This is a genomic window from Nocardiopsis akebiae (assembly GCF_018316795.1).
GTDB lineage: Bacteria > Actinomycetota > Actinomycetes > Streptosporangiales > Streptosporangiaceae > Nocardiopsis > Nocardiopsis dassonvillei.
In genome coordinates this window covers 5,028,575-5,049,487 of record NZ_CP074132.1, presented here as the reverse complement: position 1 = coordinate 5,049,487, position 20,913 = coordinate 5,028,575, and the positions used below count along the sequence as shown (strand labels likewise).

General features: G+C 72.5%; 14 protein-coding genes and 1 riboswitch. Of the genes, 10 read left to right on the top strand and 4 right to left on the bottom strand.

All coding sequences use genetic code 11. The features are described 5' to 3' along the window. Window positions 1-248: 248 nt before the first annotated feature. Complete coding sequence (locus KGD83_RS21600; protein ID WP_212644548.1) at window positions 249-1,820, bottom strand: polysaccharide deacetylase family protein; 1,572 nt, start codon at window positions 1,818-1,820, stop codon at window positions 249-251. 280 nt (window positions 1,821-2,100) lie between these two features. Then, window positions 2,101-2,261, top strand: a riboswitch (cobalamin riboswitch). Window positions 2,262-2,426: 165 nt separating this feature from the next. Here KGD83_RS21600 and metE point away from each other — a divergent pair. Further along, window positions 2,427-4,727: a 5-methyltetrahydropteroyltriglutamate--homocysteine S-methyltransferase gene (metE, locus tag KGD83_RS21595; protein WP_212640894.1), complete on the top strand. Its 2,301-nt coding sequence runs from the start codon at window positions 2,427-2,429 to the stop codon at window positions 4,725-4,727. 237 nt (window positions 4,728-4,964) lie between these two features. Here the strand turns inward: metE and KGD83_RS21590 are convergent, their stop codons facing one another. Continuing rightward, window positions 4,965-6,068 carry a DUF3558 domain-containing protein gene (locus KGD83_RS21590; protein WP_212640893.1) on the bottom strand — a complete coding sequence of 368 codons (1,104 nt, stop codon included), beginning with the start codon at window positions 6,066-6,068 and terminating at the stop codon, window positions 4,965-4,967. 452 nt (window positions 6,069-6,520) lie between these two features. Next, entirely contained in the window at window positions 6,521-7,570 is a 1,050-nt protein-coding gene (locus KGD83_RS21585) for a coiled-coil domain-containing protein (RefSeq protein ID WP_212640892.1), read from the bottom strand. An 800-nt stretch (window positions 7,571-8,370) separates the two neighbouring features. Between KGD83_RS21585 and KGD83_RS21580 the strand changes: the two genes are divergently transcribed. From KGD83_RS21580 to KGD83_RS21555, 7 genes are all read left to right on the top strand, one after another. Continuing rightward, the gene (locus KGD83_RS21580) at window positions 8,371-9,327 is read left to right on the top strand and encodes a methionine ABC transporter ATP-binding protein (protein WP_212644547.1); all 957 of its coding nucleotides are present in this window, start codon (window positions 8,371-8,373) and stop codon (window positions 9,325-9,327) included. Next, on the top strand, window positions 9,324-10,064 hold the full coding sequence (locus KGD83_RS21575) for a methionine ABC transporter permease (RefSeq protein WP_212640891.1): 741 nt from the start codon (window positions 9,324-9,326) through the stop codon (window positions 10,062-10,064). Before KGD83_RS21580 ends, KGD83_RS21575 begins: the two co-directional genes overlap by 4 nt. 71 nt (window positions 10,065-10,135) lie before the next feature. After that, window positions 10,136-10,996 (top strand): MetQ/NlpA family ABC transporter substrate-binding protein, encoded by an 861-nt coding sequence (locus KGD83_RS21570; RefSeq protein WP_212640890.1) that lies wholly within the window; start codon window positions 10,136-10,138, stop codon window positions 10,994-10,996. A gap of 156 nt (window positions 10,997-11,152) precedes the next feature. Continuing rightward, window positions 11,153-12,553, top strand: coding sequence for a GH1 family beta-glucosidase (locus tag KGD83_RS21565; protein WP_212640889.1), 1,401 nt, complete (start codon window positions 11,153-11,155; stop codon window positions 12,551-12,553). 207 nt (window positions 12,554-12,760) lie between these two features. Then, a complete protein-coding gene (locus tag KGD83_RS21560; RefSeq protein WP_212640888.1) occupies window positions 12,761-13,795 on the top strand; it encodes a LacI family DNA-binding transcriptional regulator in 1,035 nt (344 codons plus the stop codon). Between the two features lie 144 nt (window positions 13,796-13,939). After that, the gene (locus KGD83_RS28795) at window positions 13,940-14,158 is read left to right on the top strand and encodes a hypothetical protein (protein ID WP_026337935.1); all 219 of its coding nucleotides are present in this window, start codon (window positions 13,940-13,942) and stop codon (window positions 14,156-14,158) included. 43 nt (window positions 14,159-14,201) lie between these two features. Then, the gene (locus KGD83_RS21555) at window positions 14,202-14,867 is read left to right on the top strand and encodes a hypothetical protein (protein WP_212640887.1); all 666 of its coding nucleotides are present in this window, start codon (window positions 14,202-14,204) and stop codon (window positions 14,865-14,867) included. Between the two features lie 200 nt (window positions 14,868-15,067). On the opposite strand, the gene KGD83_RS21550 is transcribed toward KGD83_RS21555, so the two are convergent. Then, window positions 15,068-16,318, bottom strand: coding sequence for a M15 family metallopeptidase (locus KGD83_RS21550; protein ID WP_212640886.1), 1,251 nt, complete (start codon window positions 16,316-16,318; stop codon window positions 15,068-15,070). A gap of 679 nt (window positions 16,319-16,997) precedes the next feature. Here KGD83_RS21550 and KGD83_RS21545 point away from each other — a divergent pair. Continuing rightward, complete coding sequence (locus KGD83_RS21545; RefSeq protein WP_212644546.1) at window positions 16,998-20,246, top strand: sensor histidine kinase; 3,249 nt, start codon at window positions 16,998-17,000, stop codon at window positions 20,244-20,246. A gap of 232 nt (window positions 20,247-20,478) precedes the next feature. Then, entirely contained in the window at window positions 20,479-20,880 is a 402-nt protein-coding gene (locus KGD83_RS21540; RefSeq protein ID WP_013151865.1) for a roadblock/LC7 domain-containing protein, read from the top strand. The last annotated feature ends 33 nt before the right edge of the window (window positions 20,881-20,913 follow it).

Below are 20,913 nucleotides of genomic sequence, written 5' to 3'. Positions count from 1 at the left end.
AACACGGCTGCTGCTGGGAGCAACATAGGGGACGCCCCCACCCGTCCCGGGGCGGTGACCACATGTGGTCACCGCCCCGGGACGGGCGACGCGCCGGAGACCGGGGACGCCCGCGCGGGGCGCCCTACCGGCACCGCACGGTGCCCTCACACGGCTCCGCGCCCCGTGTGTCCCACCGGCCGCGGCCCCGAAGCCCTCCCGGGCCCATCCTCACCCCGGACCGCCCGCCGCGCCGTGACGCCGCGCCCTCAGACCCCCTCGGAAGCCTCCTCGGCCCCCTCAGCGGACTCCTCGGAGGGCTCGGCGCTCTCCTCCGGGGCGTCGGGGAACCCGTCCATGTAGGTCTCGCCGGGGGCCGTGGTCCCCAGCAGCTGGGACACCGTGACCATGGTGTACCCCTGCTCGTGCAGTTCCCGGATCGCCGTGCGGGAGGCGTCGACGGTGGTGCCGTGGATGTCGTGCATGAGGATGATCGCCCCGTCCGAAGCGCCCTCCAGCACCCGGTCGTGGATCACCGGGGCCTTGCGGTCCTTCCAGTCGAGGGTGTCCACGCTCCACAGGATCTGAGCCAGGCCCATGTCCGCGGTCACCGAGGCCACGCCCTCGTCGGTCGAGCCGTAGGGCGGACGCATGAGGTCCATGGTGTAGCCCGTCTCGCGGTACACCAGCGCCTGCACGACGTCCAGGTCCGCGCGCACCCCACCCGCGCCCAGACCGGCCAGGTCGGGGTGGTTCAGGGTGTGGTTGGCGATCTCGTGTCCCTCGGCGTAGGCGCGCCGCACCGTGTACGGGTGCTCCATGACGGGGTTGCCGGTGACGAAGAACGTGGCCCGCGCGTCGTACTCGGCGAGGGCGTCCAGCAGTTCCGGGGTGCGTCCGCCGGGGCCGTCGTCGTAGGTCAGCGCCACGCACTTGGTGCCGGGGTCGGAGCAGTCGACTCCGGGGTCCACCGCGGGCACCTGTCCGGGTACGGCGCCGTCCCCCTGGCCGTCCTTGTCGGCCCGGGGCGGGGCGGCGATGGAGAAGTCGTCCACGCCCACGGTCGCGGCGTCGCGCACGCGCAGGCCCAGTTCCGACAGCAGGCCCTCGGCCCGACCGGCGGCGACCACCGCGCGCGTGCGGCCCTCCTGCGCCGGGGCGACCTGCCCGGCGTCGAACTCCACGACCAGGTCCCCGTCGGGGTTGAACCCCACCGAGTCGTACAGGGAGCTGATCGGGTGGATGACGTCGGGGTCGGCCGGGCCCTCCCCGCTCCCGACGGCGTCGCGCACCAGGCCGTTGAGCTCCTCCAGCTGCTCCTGGCCGCCGACCAGCGCGGTGGAGGGGTGGTGCGCCGCGGTCTCGGTGTCGTACCAGTAGGTGGTGTACCCCTCCCGGGACCCCTCGGAATCGGTCTCCACCCGGGTCACGCGGACCCCGAGCAGGCCGTCGCGCGCCGCGGTCAGGTTCCACCCCGCCTCGAAGGAGACCGCGCCGGGGTTGGCCGCCTCGAAGGCGTGCACCTCGTCGGTCAGCTCACGCTCCAGGAAGTCGGCCAGCGGCTCGGCGTTGGGGATCACCGGGTATGCCACCGAGACGGAGATCTCCCCGTCGTAGGCCAGTTCGGCCTCCTCCACGCCCGCCACGGCGGCCGCGTCCACCTCGGTGAGTCCGTCGGGTTCGCCCGAGGCCGGGGGCGACGGCTCGCTCTCGGAGAGCGGCGCTCCCTGCGTCCGCGCCCCGGGTTCGGGCTCGCCGGAGGAACGGGTGGCCAACAACACCATGCCCGCCAGGATCGCCAGGGCTACCACGACCGTGATCAGGGGGTGGTCCGGTGCCATGGCGAGGCGGGGCTGCTTATTCACGAGGGAATCTCCACGTTCATCGCTCAGACGAACGTCCGCGGGGAGCAGAGAGGGCTCACCCGCGCAACGCTTGACTTCGTGTGTGACGCCGACCTGAGGACGGGGGTTCTCACCGTCCGGACCGTGCGCATGGGGCCGCATGCCGGGTACAGGGGCGAAGGGGGCCCTCCCTATACTTGCAGCCGTGGAAGGTACATGATCCACCCCCGCGTCCCGGGTCCGGCCCGGAACGAACGGGGCGGAACCATGTCGCAAGAGGGAACCCGGTGCGAGTCCGGGACTGCCCCGCAGCGGTATGGGGGAACGAACGTCGCCATGAGCACTGGTAGCGCCGGTCGCAGAGACCGGAAACCGGGAAGCGGCGGCCAGTAGGAGGAGCGGTGTCCGCACCGCCCGCGCCCCCGAGTCCGAAGACCTGCCTCCACCCGGCGACGCGCCCGCGGCGCCGGTGGTCCCGCGCCCCGAGGGAGGGCCGGAGGCGGTGGCAGGTCCGGTGCGCGCCCGCGGCGCGTCCGTCGGCGTGCCCGCCCCTCTCCTCCTCCCCGCGGCCGGTACCCGGCTTTCGACGAGGGAGAGAAGCTCATGACCACGACCCCCGCGCCTTCCGCGGCCCCGGGCGGACCACGTCCCTCCGTGCGCTCGACCGTGCACGGCTACCCGCGCATCGGCCCCGACCGCGAGCTCAAGCGCGCCTGCGAGTCGCACTGGAGGGGCCGCACCACCGCCAGGGAACTGGACGAGGTCGCCGCCGACCTGCGCCTGGGCGTCTACGCCCAGCTGCGCGAGGCCGGTGTCGACGACATCCCCTCCAACACGTTCTCCTATTACGACCACGTGCTGGACACCGCGGTCCTGTTCGACCTGGTCCCCTCCCGCTTCGCCCCGCCCGCCGCGGCGCCGGACCGTGAGGAGGAGCTGCGCCGCTACTTCGCGCTCGCCCGCGGCGAGCAGGGCGCCCCTCCGCTGGAGATGACCAAGTGGTTCGACACGAACTACCACTACCTCGTCCCCGAGCTCTCGCCCGGCACCCGTCCGCGCCTGGTCGGCGACAAGCCCGTCGCCGAGTTCCGCGAGGCCGCCGAGGCGGGCTTCCACACCCGCCCGGTCCTGGTCGGCCCGCTCACCTTCCTACTGCTGGCCAAGCCCGCCGAAGGCGCCCCCGAGGGCTGGGAACCCGTCCAGCTGCTCGACCAGCTCCTGGACGCCTACGCCCAACTGCTCGGCGACCTGCGGGCCGCGGGCGCCACCGAGGTCCAGCTGGACGAGCCGATCCTGGCCACCGACGAGGGCCGCGCCGCCGTCGGCCACCTGGAGCGCGCCTACCAGCGCCTGGGCGCGGTCACCGACCGGCCCTCCCTGCTGGTGTCCACCTACTTCGGCTCCATCGGCTCCGCGGCGCTGCGCGTCCTCAAGGAGTCCGCGGTCGAGGCGGTCGGCCTGGACCTGGTCACCGACGACGAGGGCGTGGACGACCTGGTGCGGATCTCCGGCCTGGGCGCCACCCGCCTGGTCGCGGGGGTGGTGGAGGGGCGCAACGTCTGGCGCACCGACATCCCGGCCGCCGTCGCCGTGCTCGGCACCCTGCTCGCCCTCACCGACGAGCTGACCGTGAGCACCTCCTGCTCCCTGCTGCACGTGCCCTTGGACCTGGACGCCGAGACCTCCCTGGCCCCCGAGCTGCGCGGGGCCCTGGCCTTCGCCCGGCAGAAGGCCAGGGAGACGGCCCTGCTCGGCCGCGTGCTGTCCGAGGGGGCCGAGGCCGAGTACACCGGACGGGGCGGCGTCCGTCCCCCCGCCTTCACCGACGCGCGCGTACGCGCCCGCCTCGACGCCCTGGGCCCGGACGCCTACGAGCGCCCGCGCGAGCGCGGCAGGCCCACCGACACCCCGCTCACCACGACCACCATCGGTTCCTTCCCCCAGACCGCCGAGCTGCGCCGCGCCCGCGCCGCGCACCGCAGGGGGGAACTGGCCGAGGACGCCTACAAGGCCGTCCTGCGCGAGGAGATCGACCGGGTCGTCGCGCTCCAGGAGGAGATCGGCCTGGACGTGCTCGTGCACGGCGAGCCCGAGCGCAACGACATGGTCCAGTACTTCGCCGAGCAGCTGGAGGGCTACGCCACCACTGAGAACGGCTGGGTGCAGTCCTACGGTTCGCGGTGCGTGCGCCCGCCGATCCTGTTCGGCGACGTCTCGCGCCCGGCGCCGATGACGGTCGAGTGGACCACCTACGCCCAGTCGCGCACCGACAAGCCGGTCAAGGGCATGCTGACCGGTCCGGTCACCATGCTCGCGTGGTCGTTCGTGCGCACCGACCAGCCGCTGGGCGAGACCGCCCGCCAGGTGGCCCTGGCTTTGCGCGACGAGGTCGCCGACCTGGAGCGCGCCGGGATCCGCCACATCCAGGTGGACGAGGCGGCCCTGCGCGAACTGCTGCCGCTGCGCTCGGAGCACCGGGCGCGGTACCTGGACTGGGCGGTGGGCTCCTTCCGCCTGGCCACGTCGGGGGTGTCGCCGTCCACGACCGTCCACACGCACATGTGCTACTCCGAGTTCGGGCTGATCGTCGGCGGCATCGAGGCGCTGGACGCCGACGTCACCAGCGTGGAGGCCGCACGCTCGCGCATGGAGCTGGTACGGGACCTGGGCGAGCGGGGCTACAGGCGCGGGATCGGCCCGGGCGTGTACGACATCCACTCCCCCCGGGTGCCCTCGGTGGAGGAGATCGAGGGGTCGCTGCGGCTGGCGGTCGCGCACATCGACGCCCAGAACCTGTGGGTGAACCCCGACTGCGGCCTCAAGACGCGCGGTTACGCCGAGGCCGAACAGGCCCTGCGCAACATGGTCGAGGCGGCCCGCCGGGTGCGCGCCGACCTGGCGTGAGCCCGGCGGTGTTCTTTCGGACCCCCGCTTCGCTCCGTCCCACCCGTCGCCCGCCACCGCCCTCAACGGACGCCCGAGGCGCGGTCCTGCTCGCAGTCCCACCTCCAGAACCCCGTTGACGCCCGAACCGGCCCCCGCAAGCTGAGGCCGATCCGAAAAGAGTTCCCGGGAGGCTGACGCACGGGAGGGGCCGCGGCGTTCGCCGCGGCCCCCTCGTGCCGTGTCCGGTCAGCCGCCTCAGGCGCCGACCAGGGCCAGCGCCTCGGCGCCGGCGTTGAGCATGATCTCCTCGACGTTGTCGGGCATGACCAGGTCCTCGGCGGAGGCGTCCTCGGTGAAGGGCGGGTGCATCTGGTACTGGACCCGGATGTTGAGGTTGGCGCTGCGGATCACCAGCGTGGCCTCGGGGATGTCCTCACCCAGGAAGTCGTACTTGGTGAGGACGTAGTGGGCCTCGTCGCCGAGGTCCACCTCCTTGTCCTCCTCCACATTCGCGGCGTCGTAGAAGGTGTTGTAGTCACCCTCGCCCCTGAGCTCCTGCACCGCGGTCTGGAAGTCGCTGGTGGCGGCCTCGACGGAGTCGGCGGCGGAGTAGGGGACCTGGTAGCTGATCTCGAACATCGCGTAGCTCTCGGAGGGGTTGCCCTCCGGGGCGGCGCCTTCGAGGCTCTCGCAGTAGGAGTTGTTGTCCTGGACGTACTTGTCGCCCTCGTCCTGGATCAGGAAGTCGGAGAGCACCTGGTCGGTGAAGGCCTGGCAGGGCTCGGCGGGGACGGCGTAGGGGGGCTCGCCCGCGGGGGCGGCGTCGGTGTCGGGCTCGGCCGTCTCACCGCCGCCGGTGGTCTCCTCCGTGCTCGGGGCGGGCTCGGGCTCGGGGGAGACGGTCTGCTGACCGCTGCCGTTGGTGACGAGCACGACCAGGACCGCGATGACCAGGACGACGATCACGGCGCCGCCGCCGATCACGACCCACAGGCCCGCCTTGTTGCCGCCGCCCCGGGGCTGCTGCGGCGGAGGGGGGTACCCGGGGCCGCCGGGACCGCCGCCGTAGGGCGGCTGGCCGCCCGCGTACATCTGCTGGTCCGGGGCGCCGGGGAAACCCGCGGGACCGCCGTAGGGCGGTTGGCCGCCGGTGTTGGGGTCGCCGTAGGGGCCGCCGTGGGGCGGTTGGCCGCCGGTGTTGGGGTCGCCGTAGGGGCCGCCGTGGGGCGGTTGGCCGCCGGTGTTGGGGTCACCGTAGGGGCCGCCGGGACCGCCGCCGTAGGGCGGCTGCCCTCCGCTGCTGTCCCCACCGCCGTATGGGTTCTGCGGCGGCTGGTTGTATGGTCCGTTTTCGCTCATGGCTCCCCTCGCCCGTGTGTGATGACCGTGTTGTCTGGGACGCGTGTGTGCGCCGTTGGGTTCTCACGACTTCCCGTGCGGCCCCGGAAGGGGCCACGGTGGCCGTGTGGGGGAGGCGCACCTGTCGCCACTGCCGTCCCGCGGGCGAGGGCGGGGGAGTGGGCGGGCGTTCCCCGCCTCCGTGCGGAGGTTGCGGTGGACCGGGGGACCGGCCACCGGGGCGGTGGCCGGACGGAGCCGAAGGCGTCCTTCGGTCCGGGCCGGGACGTGTGCATCCTAGCCGTGAGTGGTGTCCCCTGGGCAGGTCAGACCGGGGGTAGCGGGGCGAATCGTCACTGTTTTGTGTCGGTTGTGCAGGAACTCATCCCGCACGTGACGCAATCGTGACGCCGTTCCCCGCGCGGTCGCGCCCCGCGCGGGGTAATGGGGCGTCCGTCCAGGGCGCCGCCGGATCAGAACATCGAGATGTGCACGTGGTCGAAGTGGTTCTCGGTGATGCTGCCGCGGTCGGCCATGTCGCGCCAGCCCTCGTCGCCGCGGCGGATGTCCCAGATCTGCTGCCGGTAGATGATGTACATGATGCCGAGGCGGTCGGCGTTCTCCTGGGCCCACTCGGCGATCGCGTAGCCGCGGTCGATCTGCTCCTGAGAGGGCGTGTTCCCGTTGGGGTCCACCATGAAGTCGCAGGCGCGGCCCTTGGGGTGCTCGCCGACCACCCAGCCGCCGACCGCCCGGTAGCAGCCCACGCCGCCCACGTCCCTGCCCTCGCCGAACTCCTCGATGATCAGCTCGCGCATCTGCTCGGTGCGCGGGGTGATGTTGTACTGGCCGCCCATCGGCTGCACGGGGTGGTCCGCGATCATCTCCTGGACCTCCGCGCGGCGCCCCTCCAGCTCGTCCAGGTCCTCCTCGGCCGCGGCCAGCTGCTCCTCGGCGTTCTCCTGCGCGGTCTCGTCGCGCTCCAGGGCCTGGCTGAGCTGGTCGATCTTGTCCTGGTTGCTGGTGGACAGGTAGTCGATCACCACCGCGCGGTCGATGATCTCGTCGGGGTCGGCCTCGACGAACAGCGACATGGACAGGCCGATCCCGCTGCTGGTGTAGGTGGCCACCGCCAGGGCGCGCACCTGCTCGCGCGCGTCCTCCACGTCCTCGCGGGTGCTCTGGGCCCGCTCCTCGGCGCGCTCGGCCTCCTGGATGACGCCCTCCATGTCGCGCAGTTCGCCGTTGAACTCCTCGCTCAGGGTCTCCGCGCGGTCCTGGAGGGTGCTCATGTCCTCCGGCTCGGCGGGCACCGGCGCAGCCACCGCCGTGCCCTGGGGTGCGAACAGGAAGCCGCCCAGCACGGCCAGCGCCAGCGCGGTCACACGCGCGCGGCCCGGGCGCGCAGCGGCGGCGAGGAGCGCCGCCAGGGCCCGGGCGTGGTCCGGCCAGCTGGATTCGGGAGGGTCGGGAGCCCAGAAGTCGGCGAATTCGTCCACTCGGCTCAGGTCGTCGGGCTGCACGGTGCGGTCGCTCCTCGGGCCCGCGCGGCCCCCGGGCACGGGGGCTGAGCGGGCACTGTTTCTCGTCGTTTCCCCAGCGGGGCCGACAGCCGCGGGAGCGGCCTCCGGCCCTGGCCTCCCGCGCACACCCGGGAGCCGGGGGCGAGAGTAAAGGGACCGTCACGAGTGTAGGCACTCGCGCGGTTATTCGGGAGGGACGGGACGAATCCACCGTGCCGCGAGGGCCCCGATGTGGTGGAGGTAACCCGATCCGAACAGCGAAATCGGGTGAACCGACCCTTTTCCCCGTGGTTGAGTAGGAAACGTGAAGGCTTGTGCGCACGACCCAGCGACCACCGCGCCCACGCGGTCGGACACCGCCGAGCGGTGTCCTCCGCTGCCCGGCGGGCGCGGTCGTGTCCGCCCGGTCCCGTGTACCCGCCCTCAGCCCCCGGACACCGGGGGCTGAGGCCCCCTCTCGAACCGGCCCCGGTCCGCGGGTCGGTTCGGGCGCCCACGGGGTTCTGGAGGTGGCTGAGGCGGGTTTCCGCGGGGAACCGCGCCGTAGGCGTCCGTTGAGGACGGTGGCGGGCGAAGGGTGGGGCGAAGCGGAGCGGAGGTCCCAAGAGGCACCGACGCCGAGGTCGGCGCGTCCCCCGACCGGCCGTCCCGCGCGGGCGGGCCGCCACCGGCCCCGGCGCGCCGCCGCCCGCGCCCGCGGGGCGCTTCCGTACGCTCGGACGCGGGCGACGGGCCCGCGCCGGACCCCGCCGGGCGCCACACCACCGCCAGACGTCGATGGGAACACCGTGATTGACGCAGTGGGCCTCCACAAGGCCTACAGATTGAAGAAGCACCGGGTGACCGCCCTGGACGGGGTCGACCTGCACGTCGAGCCCGGCGAGATCTTCGGTGTGGTCGGCCAGAGCGGCGCGGGCAAGAGCACCCTGCTGCGCTCGGTCAACCTCCTGGAGCGCCCCGACGCCGGAACGGTCCGGGTCGACGGCGAGGAGCTGACCGCGCTGCGCGGCGCGCGGCTGCGGGTCGCCCGCCGCCGCATCGGCATGGTGCACCAGCACTTCGCCCTGCTGTCCTCACGCACCGTCGCGGGCAACGTGGCCTTCCCCATGGAGGTCTCCGGCGTCGACCGCGCCCGCCGCAGGGGGCGCGTGGGCGAACTCCTCGAACTCGTGGGCCTGGGGGACAAGGCGCGCGCCTACCCCTCCCAGCTCTCCGGAGGCCAGAAGCAGCGGGTGGGCATCGCCCGCGCGCTGGCCTCCGACCCCAAGGTGCTGCTCAGCGACGAGGCCACCTCCGCGCTCGACCCGGCCACCACCGACGCCATCCTGGCCCTGCTGCGACGCCTGCGCGACGAACTGGGCCTGACCATCCTGCTGATCACCCACGAGATGGACGTGATCAAGAGGATCTGCGACTCCGCGGCGATCATGGAGAACGGCGCGTTCCTGGAGTCGGGCCGGGTGCTCGACCTCATCGGCACCCCCGGCTCGCTGCTGGCGCGCTCGCTCTTCCCGCTGCCCGCGCACGGCGGGCCCGACACGGTCTACGTCACCTACCCGCGCTCCTTCGACGAGCCGCTCATGTCCGAGCTCACCCGCCGCTTCGACGTGGACGTCAACATCCTGGGCGGCGGCGTGGAGGAGGTCGCGGGGCAGTCCGTGGGCCGCCTGAGCGTGGACCTGCGCGGCGACCGCCGCGACCAGGCGCTCGCCTACCTGTCCGAGCACGGCCTGCTGGTCGAGGAGGCCCGCAAGTGAGCACCGACCCCACCGACGTCCCGCACCTCGCCGCCGCCACAGGGGGAACCGGTCCCTGGGACGCCGTCGTCGCCTTCGTCCAGGCCTGGCCCGCCATGTGGCCCGACCTGTGGCTGGGCACCCTGGACACCGTCTACATGGTGTGGTGGGCCACCGTCGTCAGCGTCCTGTTCGGCCTGCCGCTGGGCGTGCTGCTGGTGGCCACCGACCGGGGCGGGCTCATCCCCGCACCCGCGGTGCGCGCCGTGCTCAGCGCAGTCGTCAACATCGGCCGCTCCCTGCCGTTCATCGTCCTGATGGTGGCCGTGCTCTCCCTCACCCGCCTGCTGGTGGGCACCACCCTGGGCCCCACGGCCGCGATCGTTCCCCTGAGCATCGGGGCGATCCCCTTCTTCGCCCGCCTGGTGGAGACCTCCCTGCGCGAAGTGGACCGCGGGGTCGTGGAGGCCGCGCACGCCATGGGCACCCGCCGCGTCACCATCGTGGGCAAGGTGATGCTGCCCGAGGCCATGCCCGGCCTCATCGCGGGCCTGGTGATGACCGTGGTCACCCTCATCTCCTACTCGGCGATGGCCGGCGCCATCGGCGGCGGCGGTCTGGGCGATCTGGCCATCCGCGAGGGCTACCAGCGCTTCAACGACCACTACCTGTGGGCCACCGTCATCCTGCTCATCGTCATCGTGCAGATCGCGCAGAGCCTGGGCGACCTGCTGGTGCGTCGCCTGGCGCGGCGCTGAGGCGACGGGGTACACCAGAGAACGACCCCCTCCCCCCACGAGTTGTCCCGGCGACACGGAGGGAGACGGCGATGACCGAGTACGCGAGGAGGCGCGCGGTGCGGGCCGCCGCCGCGGCGACGGCGGTGGCCCTGTTGGCGGCCTGCGGCAGCCCCAGCGAACGGGCGCGGGAGGAGACCGGCGGGGAGGACGCGACCGTCCTGCGGATCGGCGCCACGCCGACGCCGCACGCCGAGATCCTGGAGTTCGTCGACGAGAACCTGGCGGCCGACGCGGGGCTGGCCCTGGACGTGTCCGTCTACACCGACTACAACCAGCCCAACGCGGCGCTGGCCGAGGGCGAACTGCACGCCAACTACTACCAGACGCGGCCCTTCCTTGAGGAGTACCTCCAGGGCAACCCGGACGCCGACCTGAGCTACGTGACCGACGTGCACCTGGAGGCCTTCGGCGTCTACTCGCAGGAGCTGACCGACCTGGCGGACCTGCCCGAGGGCGCGCAGATCGGCGTGCCCAACGACACCTCCAACATGGGCCGGGCGCTGGACCTGCTCGACACCGAGGGGGTCATCACCCTGGCCGACACGGGCGAGGAGGCGCCCTCGGTCGACGACATCGAGGACAACCCGCTCGGCGTCACGGTCACCCCGGTGGAGGCGGCCCAGCTGCCGCGCTCGCTCCAGGACCTGGACGCGGCGGTGGTCAACGGCAACTACGCCCTGGAGGCCGATCTGGTCTCCACCGCCAACGTGCTGGCCTGGGAGGAGACCGAGGACAACCCCTACGCCAACGGGCTGGTGGTGGCCACCCACGACATCGGCGACGAGGAGATCGCCCGGCTCGACGAGCTCCTGCACAGCGCCGAGGTGCGCGCGTTCATGGAGGAGCGCTGGCAGGGCGTCGTGGTCCCCGTCGGCGGGGAGGGCACCTGAGGGCGGCATCGCCGAACCGTCTCCGGCACCGCCTGCCCGTAACGTTTGGATTGCGGTGCCGAGGCTGTTGATTGACATCAAGGTACTTCTCTGTTTCTTTTATGGGAGCGCTCCCAAAACGATGTCCCCTCGTCATGGAAGGTGCGTACACCAGCAGTGAACAACCGCAACGATTTCCCTGAGGGCTTCCTCTGGGGGGCGGCCACCGCCTCGTTCCAGATCGAAGGCGCCACGACCGCCGACGGCCGCGGCCGCAGTATCTGGGACACCTTCGCCGAGACCCCCGGCAAGGTCCTGGGCGGAGACACCGGCGACCCCGCCGACGACCACTACAACCGCTACGCCGACGACGTCGCGCTCATGAGCCAGCTCAACCTGGGCGCGTACCGCTTCTCCGTCGCCTGGCCGCGGATCATCCCCGAGGGCACCGGCGCCGTGAACCAAGCCGGGATCGACTTCTACGACCGCCTGGTGGACACCCTCCTGGCGGCCGGGATCCAGCCCTGGGCGACCCTCTACCACTGGGACCTGCCCCAGCCGCTGGAGGACGCGGGGGGCTGGCCCCACCGCGACACCGCCTACCGCTTCCGCGACTACGCCCAGGTCGTGGCCGAGGCCCTCGGCGACCGCGTCAGCAACTGGATGACCATCAACGAGCCGTGGTGCTCGGCCTTCCTCGGCTACGAGAACGGTCACCACGCGCCGGGCCACAAGGACCCGGCCGCGGCCCTGGCCGCCGCCCACCACCTGCTGCTGGGCCACGGCCTGGCCGTCGAGGCGATCCGCTCCACCGGGCACCCCGCCCGGGTGGGCCTGGCCCACAACCAGGCGGTCATCCGCCCGCACGGGCCCAGCGCCGCGGACGCCCGCGCCGCCCGCCGCGCCGACGGCGTGCGCAACCGCGTCTTCACCGACCCCCTGCTCAAGGGCCGCTACCCCGCGGACGTCAGGGAGGACCTCGCCGGCGTCACCGACTTCTCCTTCATCCAGGACGGCGACCTGGAGATCACCTCCGCCCCCCTGGACTTCCTGGGCGTCAACTACTACTCGCCCGAGTTCGTCGCCGCCTCGGCCAAGGGCCTGGACCCCGCGCTGGTCAGCGGCGAGGGCGGCGCCTGGCTCGGCGCCGAGCCCGAGGAGGTGCACGTCTCGCAGGGGCTGCCCGTCACGCACATGGGCTGGGAGATCGACCCCACCGGCCTGTACGACGTGCTCTCCCGCCTGGCGGGGGAGAGCGGCGGCATCGACCTCTACGTCACCGAGAACGGTTGCGCCTTCGAGGACACCGTCACCGAGGCCGGCGAGGTCAACGACACCGACCGGATCGACTACTACGAGGGCCACCTGAGGGCGGCCAAGGAGGCCGTCCTGGCCGGAGTGCCCCTGCGGGGTTACTTCGCCTGGTCGCTCCTGGATAATTTCGAGTGGGCGTGGGGATACTCCCGCCGGTTCGGCATCGTGCACGTCGACTACGAGACGCAGCGCAGGATCATCAAGGACAGCGGTCACTGGTACGCCGAACTGGCCAAGACGGGGCAGTTCCCCGAGCGCCGGTAACGCGTCCCGTGGACGCCGCCCGCCGCGCGGCGGGCGGGTGCCCGCGGAGGAGGTCCTGCGCACCGCGGAAGGACCGTGGGGTGTCCCGAGGGGCACCCCACACAGTCGTTCCGGGCGGGTATGACCGTGGATGCCCGTCGCACACGCCGCCGCCCCGGGGAAGCAGTCCCCGGTACGGCGGGACACGATCCCAGAGGGAGCCTCGAAGTGGCCAAGACCGGTGCTGGTCGGAAGCGTCCGACCCTGGAGATGGTGGCGCAGCGCGCCGGGGTCGGACGAGGGACCGTCTCGCGGGTGATCAACGGGTCCGCGCAGGTGAGCCCCCGCACACGGGAGGCCGTGCACGCCGCGATCGCCGAACTCGGCTACAGCCCGAACCAGGCCGCGCGCACCCTGGTCACCAGGCGCACCGACACGATCGCGCTGGTCGTCTCCGAGCCCCGGGACCGGCTGTTCTCCGACCCCTTCTTCGCCGACATCATCCGCGGCGTGAGCTCGGTCCTGCACGAGCGCGACCTCCAGCTCATGCTCACCACGGCCCGGACCGAGGCCGAGCACAAGCGCGTGGGCGACTACCTCAGCGGCTTCCACGTGGACGGCGCGCTGCTGATCTCCCTGCACAGCGACAACCCGCTCTCGGCCCGCCTGGCCGAGGCCGGGGTGCCGGTCGTCCACGGCGGCCGCCCGCACTCGCCCGAACAGCCCGCGCCCTACTGCGTCGACATCGACAACATCGGCGGGGCCCGGATGGCCATCCGCCACCTCCTGGAGCGCGGCTGCCGACGGGTGGCCGCCATCACCGGCCCCCTGGACATGAACGCCGGTGTGGAGCGCCTGCGCGGCTACCGCGAGGTCATGGCCGCCGCCGGGCTGGAGGTGGACGACCGGCTCGTCGTGCAGGGCGACTTCAGCGTGGAGGGGGGAGCCGAGGCGATGGAGCGGCTCCTGGACACCGGGCTGGAGCCCGACGCGGTGTTCGCCGCCTCCGACATGATGGCGCTCGGCGGGCTGCGCGTGCTGCGCGCACGCGGTCTGAGCGTGCCGGGGGACGTGGCCCTGGTGGGCTACGACGACACCGTCATGGCCCAGCACAGCGACCCGCCGCTGACCACCGTCCACCAGCCCACGGTGCAGATGGGGCAGGAGATGGCGCGGCTGCTGGTGGACGTGGCGATCCCGCGCACGGCGGAGGCCGAGACCGTCATGCTCGGCACCCACATGGTCGTGCGCGAGTCCGGCTGAGCCGCGGGGCCTCCCGGCGCCCCCCGAGCCCGCGCACGCGCCCTCCCGCAGCGCTCTGACCCGCCCGTTCACGCCCTCCCGGGTGGACGCGGCGCGGTGACTGTGCAAGGCTGGTCGCGATTTCGCGGGAGACGGTGGGAGCGCATGGAGCGGGAGCCGACACACAGCCGGTGTGCGATTTCCTCGTGCGGATGGTGCGAACGGGACGGCGTCGAGTGCCGGTTCTGCTCCGGCACGGGCTGGTGGCGGCCCGAGCGGCCGCATCGCGACGGCAGCGGGGTGATCGTCTGGCTCCGCGTCGACGAGCCCTGCCGCGGGTGCGCGGGCACGGGCAAGGAACACAGTCCCACCGCCGCCCTCTGAGCGGGGGCGCGCCGCCCCTTCCGCGGTGGACAAGGAGAAGCACATGCGCTGGGTGACCTATCTGTCGCCGAGCGGCGGCAGCGAGCGCGCCGGAGCCCTGGACGACGGCGACGTGCTGGGCAGCCCCGACCCCGTCCGCCTCGCCGACCTGCTGGAGGCGGGCGCTGACGCCCTGGCCGGGGCCCACGAACGCGCCGTCGCCGCGCCGATCGAGATCATCGTCGAGCCGGAGGCGCGCATGTGCGCCCCGCTGGTCCCGGCCGAGCCGGTGCCGGTCCGGGCGGGCGACGACGTCTGGCGGGTCCCCCCGGAACTGGTGCGGGGCTCGGACGACGCCGTGCCGCCCCGGGCGAGGTCGGCCCGCGTGGGCGTGGCCGCCGTCGCCGGGGGAGGGGCGCCGGTGAGCGCCTACACGCCCGCCTGCCTGTGGCTGGACGGCGAGGGGCAGCCGGTTCAGCTGACCCTGGGGCCGGTGCTGACCACCGCCGACGAGCTGCCCGGGCAACCGCTGAGCGTGAGCGCCTCGGTGGAGGAGGGGGAGTTGGGCCGCGGCCTGGCCGACCCCGCGCACGAGTGGCTGGTGTCGGGCCCCGGGCGGGTGCGCGCGCTGCTGCCGGTGGCGACACCGCCGCTGGAGACAGACGACGAGCTGTTCGTGGACGCCGACGTCCTGGGCACCTTCGAGGTCCGGGTCGGTTCCCAGGTCTGACCGCGACCGCGGGCGGACACGCGTGTTCCCCTTGGGCCTCCGCTTCGCTTCGGCCCGTGTTCGGGCGCCCAAAGAGCGGGAACCTTCGGCGCCTACACCGGGTTGGCTCGTTCCTCGCAAACCCGCCTCCGGCACCTCCGGAACCCCGCGGGCGCCCGGACGACCCCTCAGTGCCTGAGACCCGGTTCGAAGAACTGGCTCTACGGGGTGAACTCCCAGTGCCAGGGCTCGAAGCCGCCCCGGGCCCAGGGCGGGTTGTGCCAGCCGTGGGCGGGCGCGTGGGCCAGCATCCACTGGTGCTCGGCGGTGCCGAGGCTGTTCACGCCGCCGCACAGGTCCACGGCCAGGCCCAGGCCGTGCTGGCTGGTCCCGGGCCGGGCGGCCATGCCGGGCAGCATCTCCTGGAACAGGCGCACCTGTTCGTGGTAGGGCCGGTAGGAGTCGGCCACGCACATCGGCCGTCCGAACGCCTCGCGGTAGTCCCCGTCGAGTTCGATGAAGGCCTCGGCCGCGTCGGCGCGCAGCCGCTCGCCGGGCTGGGGCAGGGGGCACAGCACAGACTCCGGTATCCGCCCGTTGGCGTGCGCGGTCGCGACGCCCCCGGTGCAACCGTGGCCGGCGCTTTCGTCGGCCGCGATTTCCTCCCCGCCCTCCTTTTCCTTCTCATCATCGTGCCAATAGCCATTGTCGTCTTTTTCGTCCTCCGCCGAAACGGCGGTGACGGCGGCCTCCGCCGACCCCCCGGAGGAGTTCGCCGCCCGCGCGTCGCGCAGGGCCTCCTCGCGGCGCCTCTCGGCGGCCTCGGCGTCGCGCACCTCCGCGAGCCGGGCCTCCAGCCGGGTCTGCTCCTCCAGCAGGTCCTCCAGGGCCGCCTCCTGGTCGGCTACGGCCTCCACCGCGTCCTCCCGGGCGCTCTCGGCGTCCTCGACCGCCTCGGCCTGCTCCGCCTGCGCGGTCTCGGCGATCCCGGCGAGGGTGTCGGTGGCCACCCGCGCTGCCTCGGCGCGGCCCACGTCGGCCTCCCGGTGCGAACCGAGCAGGGTGAGGTAGGCGCCCCGTTCGAGCATCCCGGCGGGCCCCTCGGGTCCGGCCCAGGCGGTGACCATGCCCAGCCCACGGCCCTTGTAGGCGGTGGCGGCCTGCCGGGCGGCGGCCAGACGGGCCGCCTCGCCGCGCTCGTCGGCCTCTTCCGCGCGCTCCCGCGCCTCGCCGCTGCGCTCGGTCAGCTCGGTGAGGCGTTCGCGCTCGGCCTCGTAGTGCTCGATCTTCTCCGACGCCTCCCGGCGCAGCGTCTCCATGCCCGCGCGCAGCGCGGCCAGTTCCACCTGTACGCTCCCCAGCGCGGTTCCCGCCGAGTCGCCGCCGGATGCGGCGCCGGGCGCGGCGGTGGAGAGGCAGAGCAGTACCGCGAGGCCGGCCGGGAGCGCGGTACTGACCGAAAAGGCGCGCACGGAGGGTCCGCGGGTTTTCCCGCGGCCCGGACCCTCCGCTTTCCAGATGTCACCGAGCGTGTTCGATTCAGGGCGTGACGAGGTACGCATTTCCGCTTCCTCCCCGGGACCTGCGTCTACCGTCTTGTCACGATGTCATGTCAGTGGGGTGTTGATGGGGAAGCTGGCGGTGTGTCCAAAAAGTTACCTCAGTCCCGGGGTGGTTTCGGACGCTATCCCTGACCTGCTGCATCGGCCATAATGCCGACAATGGCGGGCATTATGTACCGTTCGGGGGAAGAAGATCCCGCCGATCGCCGTCAAACAGCCGAAGCGAGTCCTTCGCGCCCATTGGTACGCTATCCACCGCACGCGCACCTACGGAGATCTTCGGGTGCGCGGCTCCTCTCATCCCAGGCGAGTCCAGCGGACAGTCTTCACATCTCCCCACATTCCCGCCGCTTCCGGCTCGGCGGACCTCCTGGTCTGTACCGGTTTCCCCGAAGAGCCTTCGGACGGAGCGGTCAACCCCTGGGGTCCAACCAGCCGCTCGAAGCGGTGACACGAAAGGTTGCGAGGGTCCGTGTCGACACGAGCGACGAAAAACGGGGCCGGCGCGCAGAGCGAGGCAGCGCAGGCCGAACATGCCGATGCCACGCCCAAGCGCAGAGCCGACTGGTGGCGGCCACGTAACTGGCGGGTGCGCTCCCGACTGGTGGCCCTCATCGTCATCCCCACCGCGGTAGCCCTGGTACTCGGCGGCCTGCGGGTCTACGAGGCGGCGGTCTCCACCGTCACCCACGCGCACATCCAGGACCGCGCCGAGGTCGGCGTCCTCATCGTGGAGCTGGCCAACCAGCTCGGCCACGAGCGCAGCGCCAGCGCGGTCTACATCTCCGACAACGCCGACCCCGCCCGGCGCTCGGACGAGCTGCGCCAGCGGATGGAGGAGGAGCGCGACGCCTCCCGCGATCTGCAGCAGACCCTCACCGCCCGCCTGGACGACATGGGCGAGGTGGACAACGAGACCGCCACGAGCCGCCTGACCAGCATGCGCACCCAGCTCTCCACGCTGGACGCCCTGCGCACCGAGGTCGACGAGACCCGTATCACCGTCCTGCCGGTGGTCACCAAGTACCGCACGATCACCCGCTCGATGACCGAGTTCAACCAGACGATGGCGGACGAGACCGGCGACACCGACCTGCGCGAGAGCGTGCGCACGCTGACCGCGCTGTCCACCGCCCGGGACCAGCTCTCCTACGAGACCGCGCTGATGGGCCACTCCCTGGCCCGCAACACGATGACCGGCGGTATCGCCGAGGCCATCGACTCCGCGCGCGCCCGCTACGAGAGCGAGATCTCCAACTTCGTCCAGGCCGCCTCCGAGGAGCAGCGGCAGATCTTCGACGACAACTTCACCGGCCTGGAGGTCAGCCAGGTCTCCACGATGCGCATGCGCGTGATGTACCGCGCCGACCGCGGCGACGACCTCACCGGTGTGACCGCCAACGACGGCCCCGAGGACTACCGCGAGATCGCCGACGTGGCCCTGGGACGCCTCCAGACGGTCGAGGAGGGCATCGCCGAGGGCATCGCGGCCGACGCCGACTCCCTGCGCGACGAGGCCATGGGCCGCGCCCTGATCGACCTCTTCGTCGTCGCGGCCGTGCTTCTGGCGGTCTTCGTCCTCACCTCCCTCGTGGTCCGCTCCCTGGTGCGCCCCCTGCGCGCACTGGAGGACGGCGCGCGCCGGGTCGCCGAGCGCGACCTGCCCGACGCGATCAACCGGATGCAGGAGGCCGGGACGGTCCCCGAGAACGTCAAGGTCACCCCGATCGAGGTCGACACGCACGACGAGATCGGCGAGGTGGCCCGCGCCTTCGACGACGTCCACCGCGTCGCGCTCACCCTGGCCTCCGACGAGGCCGCACTGCGCAGCAACGTCAACGCGATGTTCGTCAACCTGTCCCGCCGCAGCCAGACCCTGGTGGAACGGCAGCTGCGCCTCATCGACGGCCTGGAGCAGTCCGAGCAGGACGCCGACCGCCTCTCCGACCTGTTCCAGCTGGACCACCTCGCCACGCGCATGCGCCGCAACAACGAGAACCTGCTGGTCCTGTCCGGCCAGGACAACACCCGCAAGTGGGCCCAGCCCGTCCCGCTGGTCGACGTCCTGCGCGGCGCCGTCTCCGAGGTCGAGCAGTACGAGCGCGTCAACGTGCGCGCCCCCTCCCACATCTCGGTGCTCGGCCGCCCCGTCAACGACGTCATCCACCTGGTCGCCGAGCTGGTGGAGAACGCCACCTCGTTCTCCCCGCACGACACCGAGGTCCTGGTCAGCGCCAAGACCCTCGACAACGGCGGTGTCCAGGTCGACGTCACCGACAGCGGCATCGGCATGGCGCCCGAGGACATGGCGGCGATCAACGCCCGCCTGGCCGCCCCGCCGGTCATCGACGTCGCGGTCTCGCGCCGCATGGGCCTGTTCGTGGTCTCGCGCCTGGCCCACCGCCACGGCGTCAAGCTGCGCCTGGAGGAGGCCCACGGCGGCGGAACCACCGCGCACGTCATCTTCCCGCCCGACCTGCTGATCACCCCGGTCGAGGGCCAGCACGCCCTGGGCGGCGCGGACAGCCGCCCCGAGCTCACCTCGGGCGCGCCCAACACCTACGCCGACGCCGAGGCGGCCTTCGCCTCCACCCCGGCGCCCGTCGAGCCGAACGACCCATGGCAGACCCAGGAGAGCGGCAGCGTCCCCGGCGACCTGGGCGGCCTGCCCAGGCGCCAGCCCACCGGATCCCACACCGAGGAGCACCCGCCCAGCGGCCAGGACCTGTGGGGCAACACCAGCACCGGTTCGGTGTGGGACACCACCAGGGGAGCCGGGACCACCGGAGGTTCCCCCGGCGGCGCCAACGGCCGTCCCGTGGTCGACCCCTACGACGCCTCCGAGGACGACGAGCCCCAGCGCCCGCAGCCCGAGACCGGCGGACGCAACTTCTTCGACCCGAGCCCCCGCGGCGACTCCCTCGGCGGCGGCTCCGTGGGCCGCTCGTCGGACACCGGGTCCTTCAGCAGGCCCTCCGACACGGGCGCCTTCCGCCGCCCCACCGGAGACACCGGCGAGTTCCGCCGGCCCGCCACCGACACCGGCGCGTTCCGCTCCACGGCGAACGAGTCCTACGACGCGTTCGGCGGCGCGGGCGCGCACTCGGGCGGCCACACCGGAGCCCCCGCCGGCAACGGCGCGTCCTCGGGCAGCGGAGCCTTCTCCGACAACGGCTCGGGCCACGCGTTCGGCGGCCGCGACACCGGCGCCCACGAGCGCCCCGCGGCCCGCGAGCGCGACGACAACACCGAGACCTTCCCGGCGGTCCCCTCGTCCCAGGACGGCGGAAACTGGCGCTCCGGCGGTATCGACTCCCGCGAGGGGTACGGCTCGACCGCCTACCTCTCCCGCCGCTACGGTGGCGCCCAGGGGCCGAACAACACCGTCGTGCCGCCCACCCCGTCGGGTGCGGAGAGCGACTCGCTGCCGATCTTCGACGCGATCGAGTCCAACTGGTTCAAGCGCCGCAGCGGCGGCCCCACGGTGGACACGACCGAGACCGGCCCGATCCGGCAGGTCCCGGCGGCCCAGGAGCAGCGCCCCCCGGCCAGCACCGACCAGGCGCCCCGCTCCACCCAGGAGTGGACCTCCGAGGCCGACCGCGGCTGGAAGGCCGCGCGGACCGCGGCGGAGCCCAAGGCGGACGGACTGACCACCTCGGGCTTGCCAAAACGCGTTCCCAAGGCAAACCTTGTTCCGGGGACGGCGCCCAAGCCGGAGAACTTCAAGCAGATGCCCACGCGCAGCGCGGACCGCGTCCGCAACCGCTTCTCCGGTTTCCAGAAGGGCGTCCGCGAGGGACGGGACCGGCTCGGGGAAGGCTCGACGGAGGGGTGACCTCAGTGGAACCTGGCGGGACGGGGTCCCCCTTAATCCCGGGGGCTGGATGCAATAGCATCTACCGAGCTTCTCGGACGCGTCTTACCCACAGCTCGACGAGAGCAGAACACCAGACTCCCGGCCACCCCCACGGGAGGGGCCGGGCAGTTCGTAGAGGCAGTGCTGTCACATGCCGTGCCGGCGGTAGCAGTGCCCAGAGACCAGCCGGCGAAACTGGACAGGAGATCAGATGAGTCGACAGGTGAATGAACTCAACTGGTTGATCACTGACTTTGCCGACCGCGTCCCCGACGTAGCCCACGCGATCGTCGTCTCCTCTGACGGCCTTCCGTTGGCCTCGTCGGCGGGCTTCCCAGCGGACCGGGCCGACCAGCTGGCGGCCATCGCCTCCGGTCTGTCGAGCCTGACGCAGGGCGCTGCCCGGGTGTTCGAGGGTGGAGCGGTCGCCCAGACCGTCGTGGAGATGGAGCGGGGGCTGATGCTCATCATGGCCATCAGCGACGGCTCCTGCCTGGCGGTCCTGGCGTCGGCTGAGAGCGACCTGGGCCTGGTCGCGTACGAGATGACCCTGCTCGTCGAGCGGGCGGGGCGGGCGCTGACACCAACGGCGCGCACCTCGGGAATCCACTGAACCACCACCGACAGGAGGAAGTGGTGGCACCTC

Coding starts and splice junctions, on each gene's coding strand:
- KGD83_RS21600 (WP_212644548.1), bottom strand. CDS start 1,820: ATGGCACCGGACCACCCCCTGATCACGGTCGTGGTAGCCCTGGCGATC.
- KGD83_RS21570 (WP_212640890.1), top strand. CDS start 10,136: ATGACCGAGTACGCGAGGAGGCGCGCGGTGCGGGCCGCCGCCGCGGCG.
- metE (WP_212640894.1), top strand. CDS start 2,427: ATGACCACGACCCCCGCGCCTTCCGCGGCCCCGGGCGGACCACGTCCC.
- KGD83_RS21555 (WP_212640887.1), top strand. CDS start 14,202: ATGCGCTGGGTGACCTATCTGTCGCCGAGCGGCGGCAGCGAGCGCGCC.
- KGD83_RS28795 (WP_026337935.1), top strand. CDS start 13,940: ATGGAGCGGGAGCCGACACACAGCCGGTGTGCGATTTCCTCGTGCGGA.
- KGD83_RS21590 (WP_212640893.1), bottom strand. CDS start 6,068: ATGAGCGAAAACGGACCATACAACCAGCCGCCGCAGAACCCATACGGC.
- KGD83_RS21540 (WP_013151865.1), top strand. CDS start 20,479: ATGAGTCGACAGGTGAATGAACTCAACTGGTTGATCACTGACTTTGCC.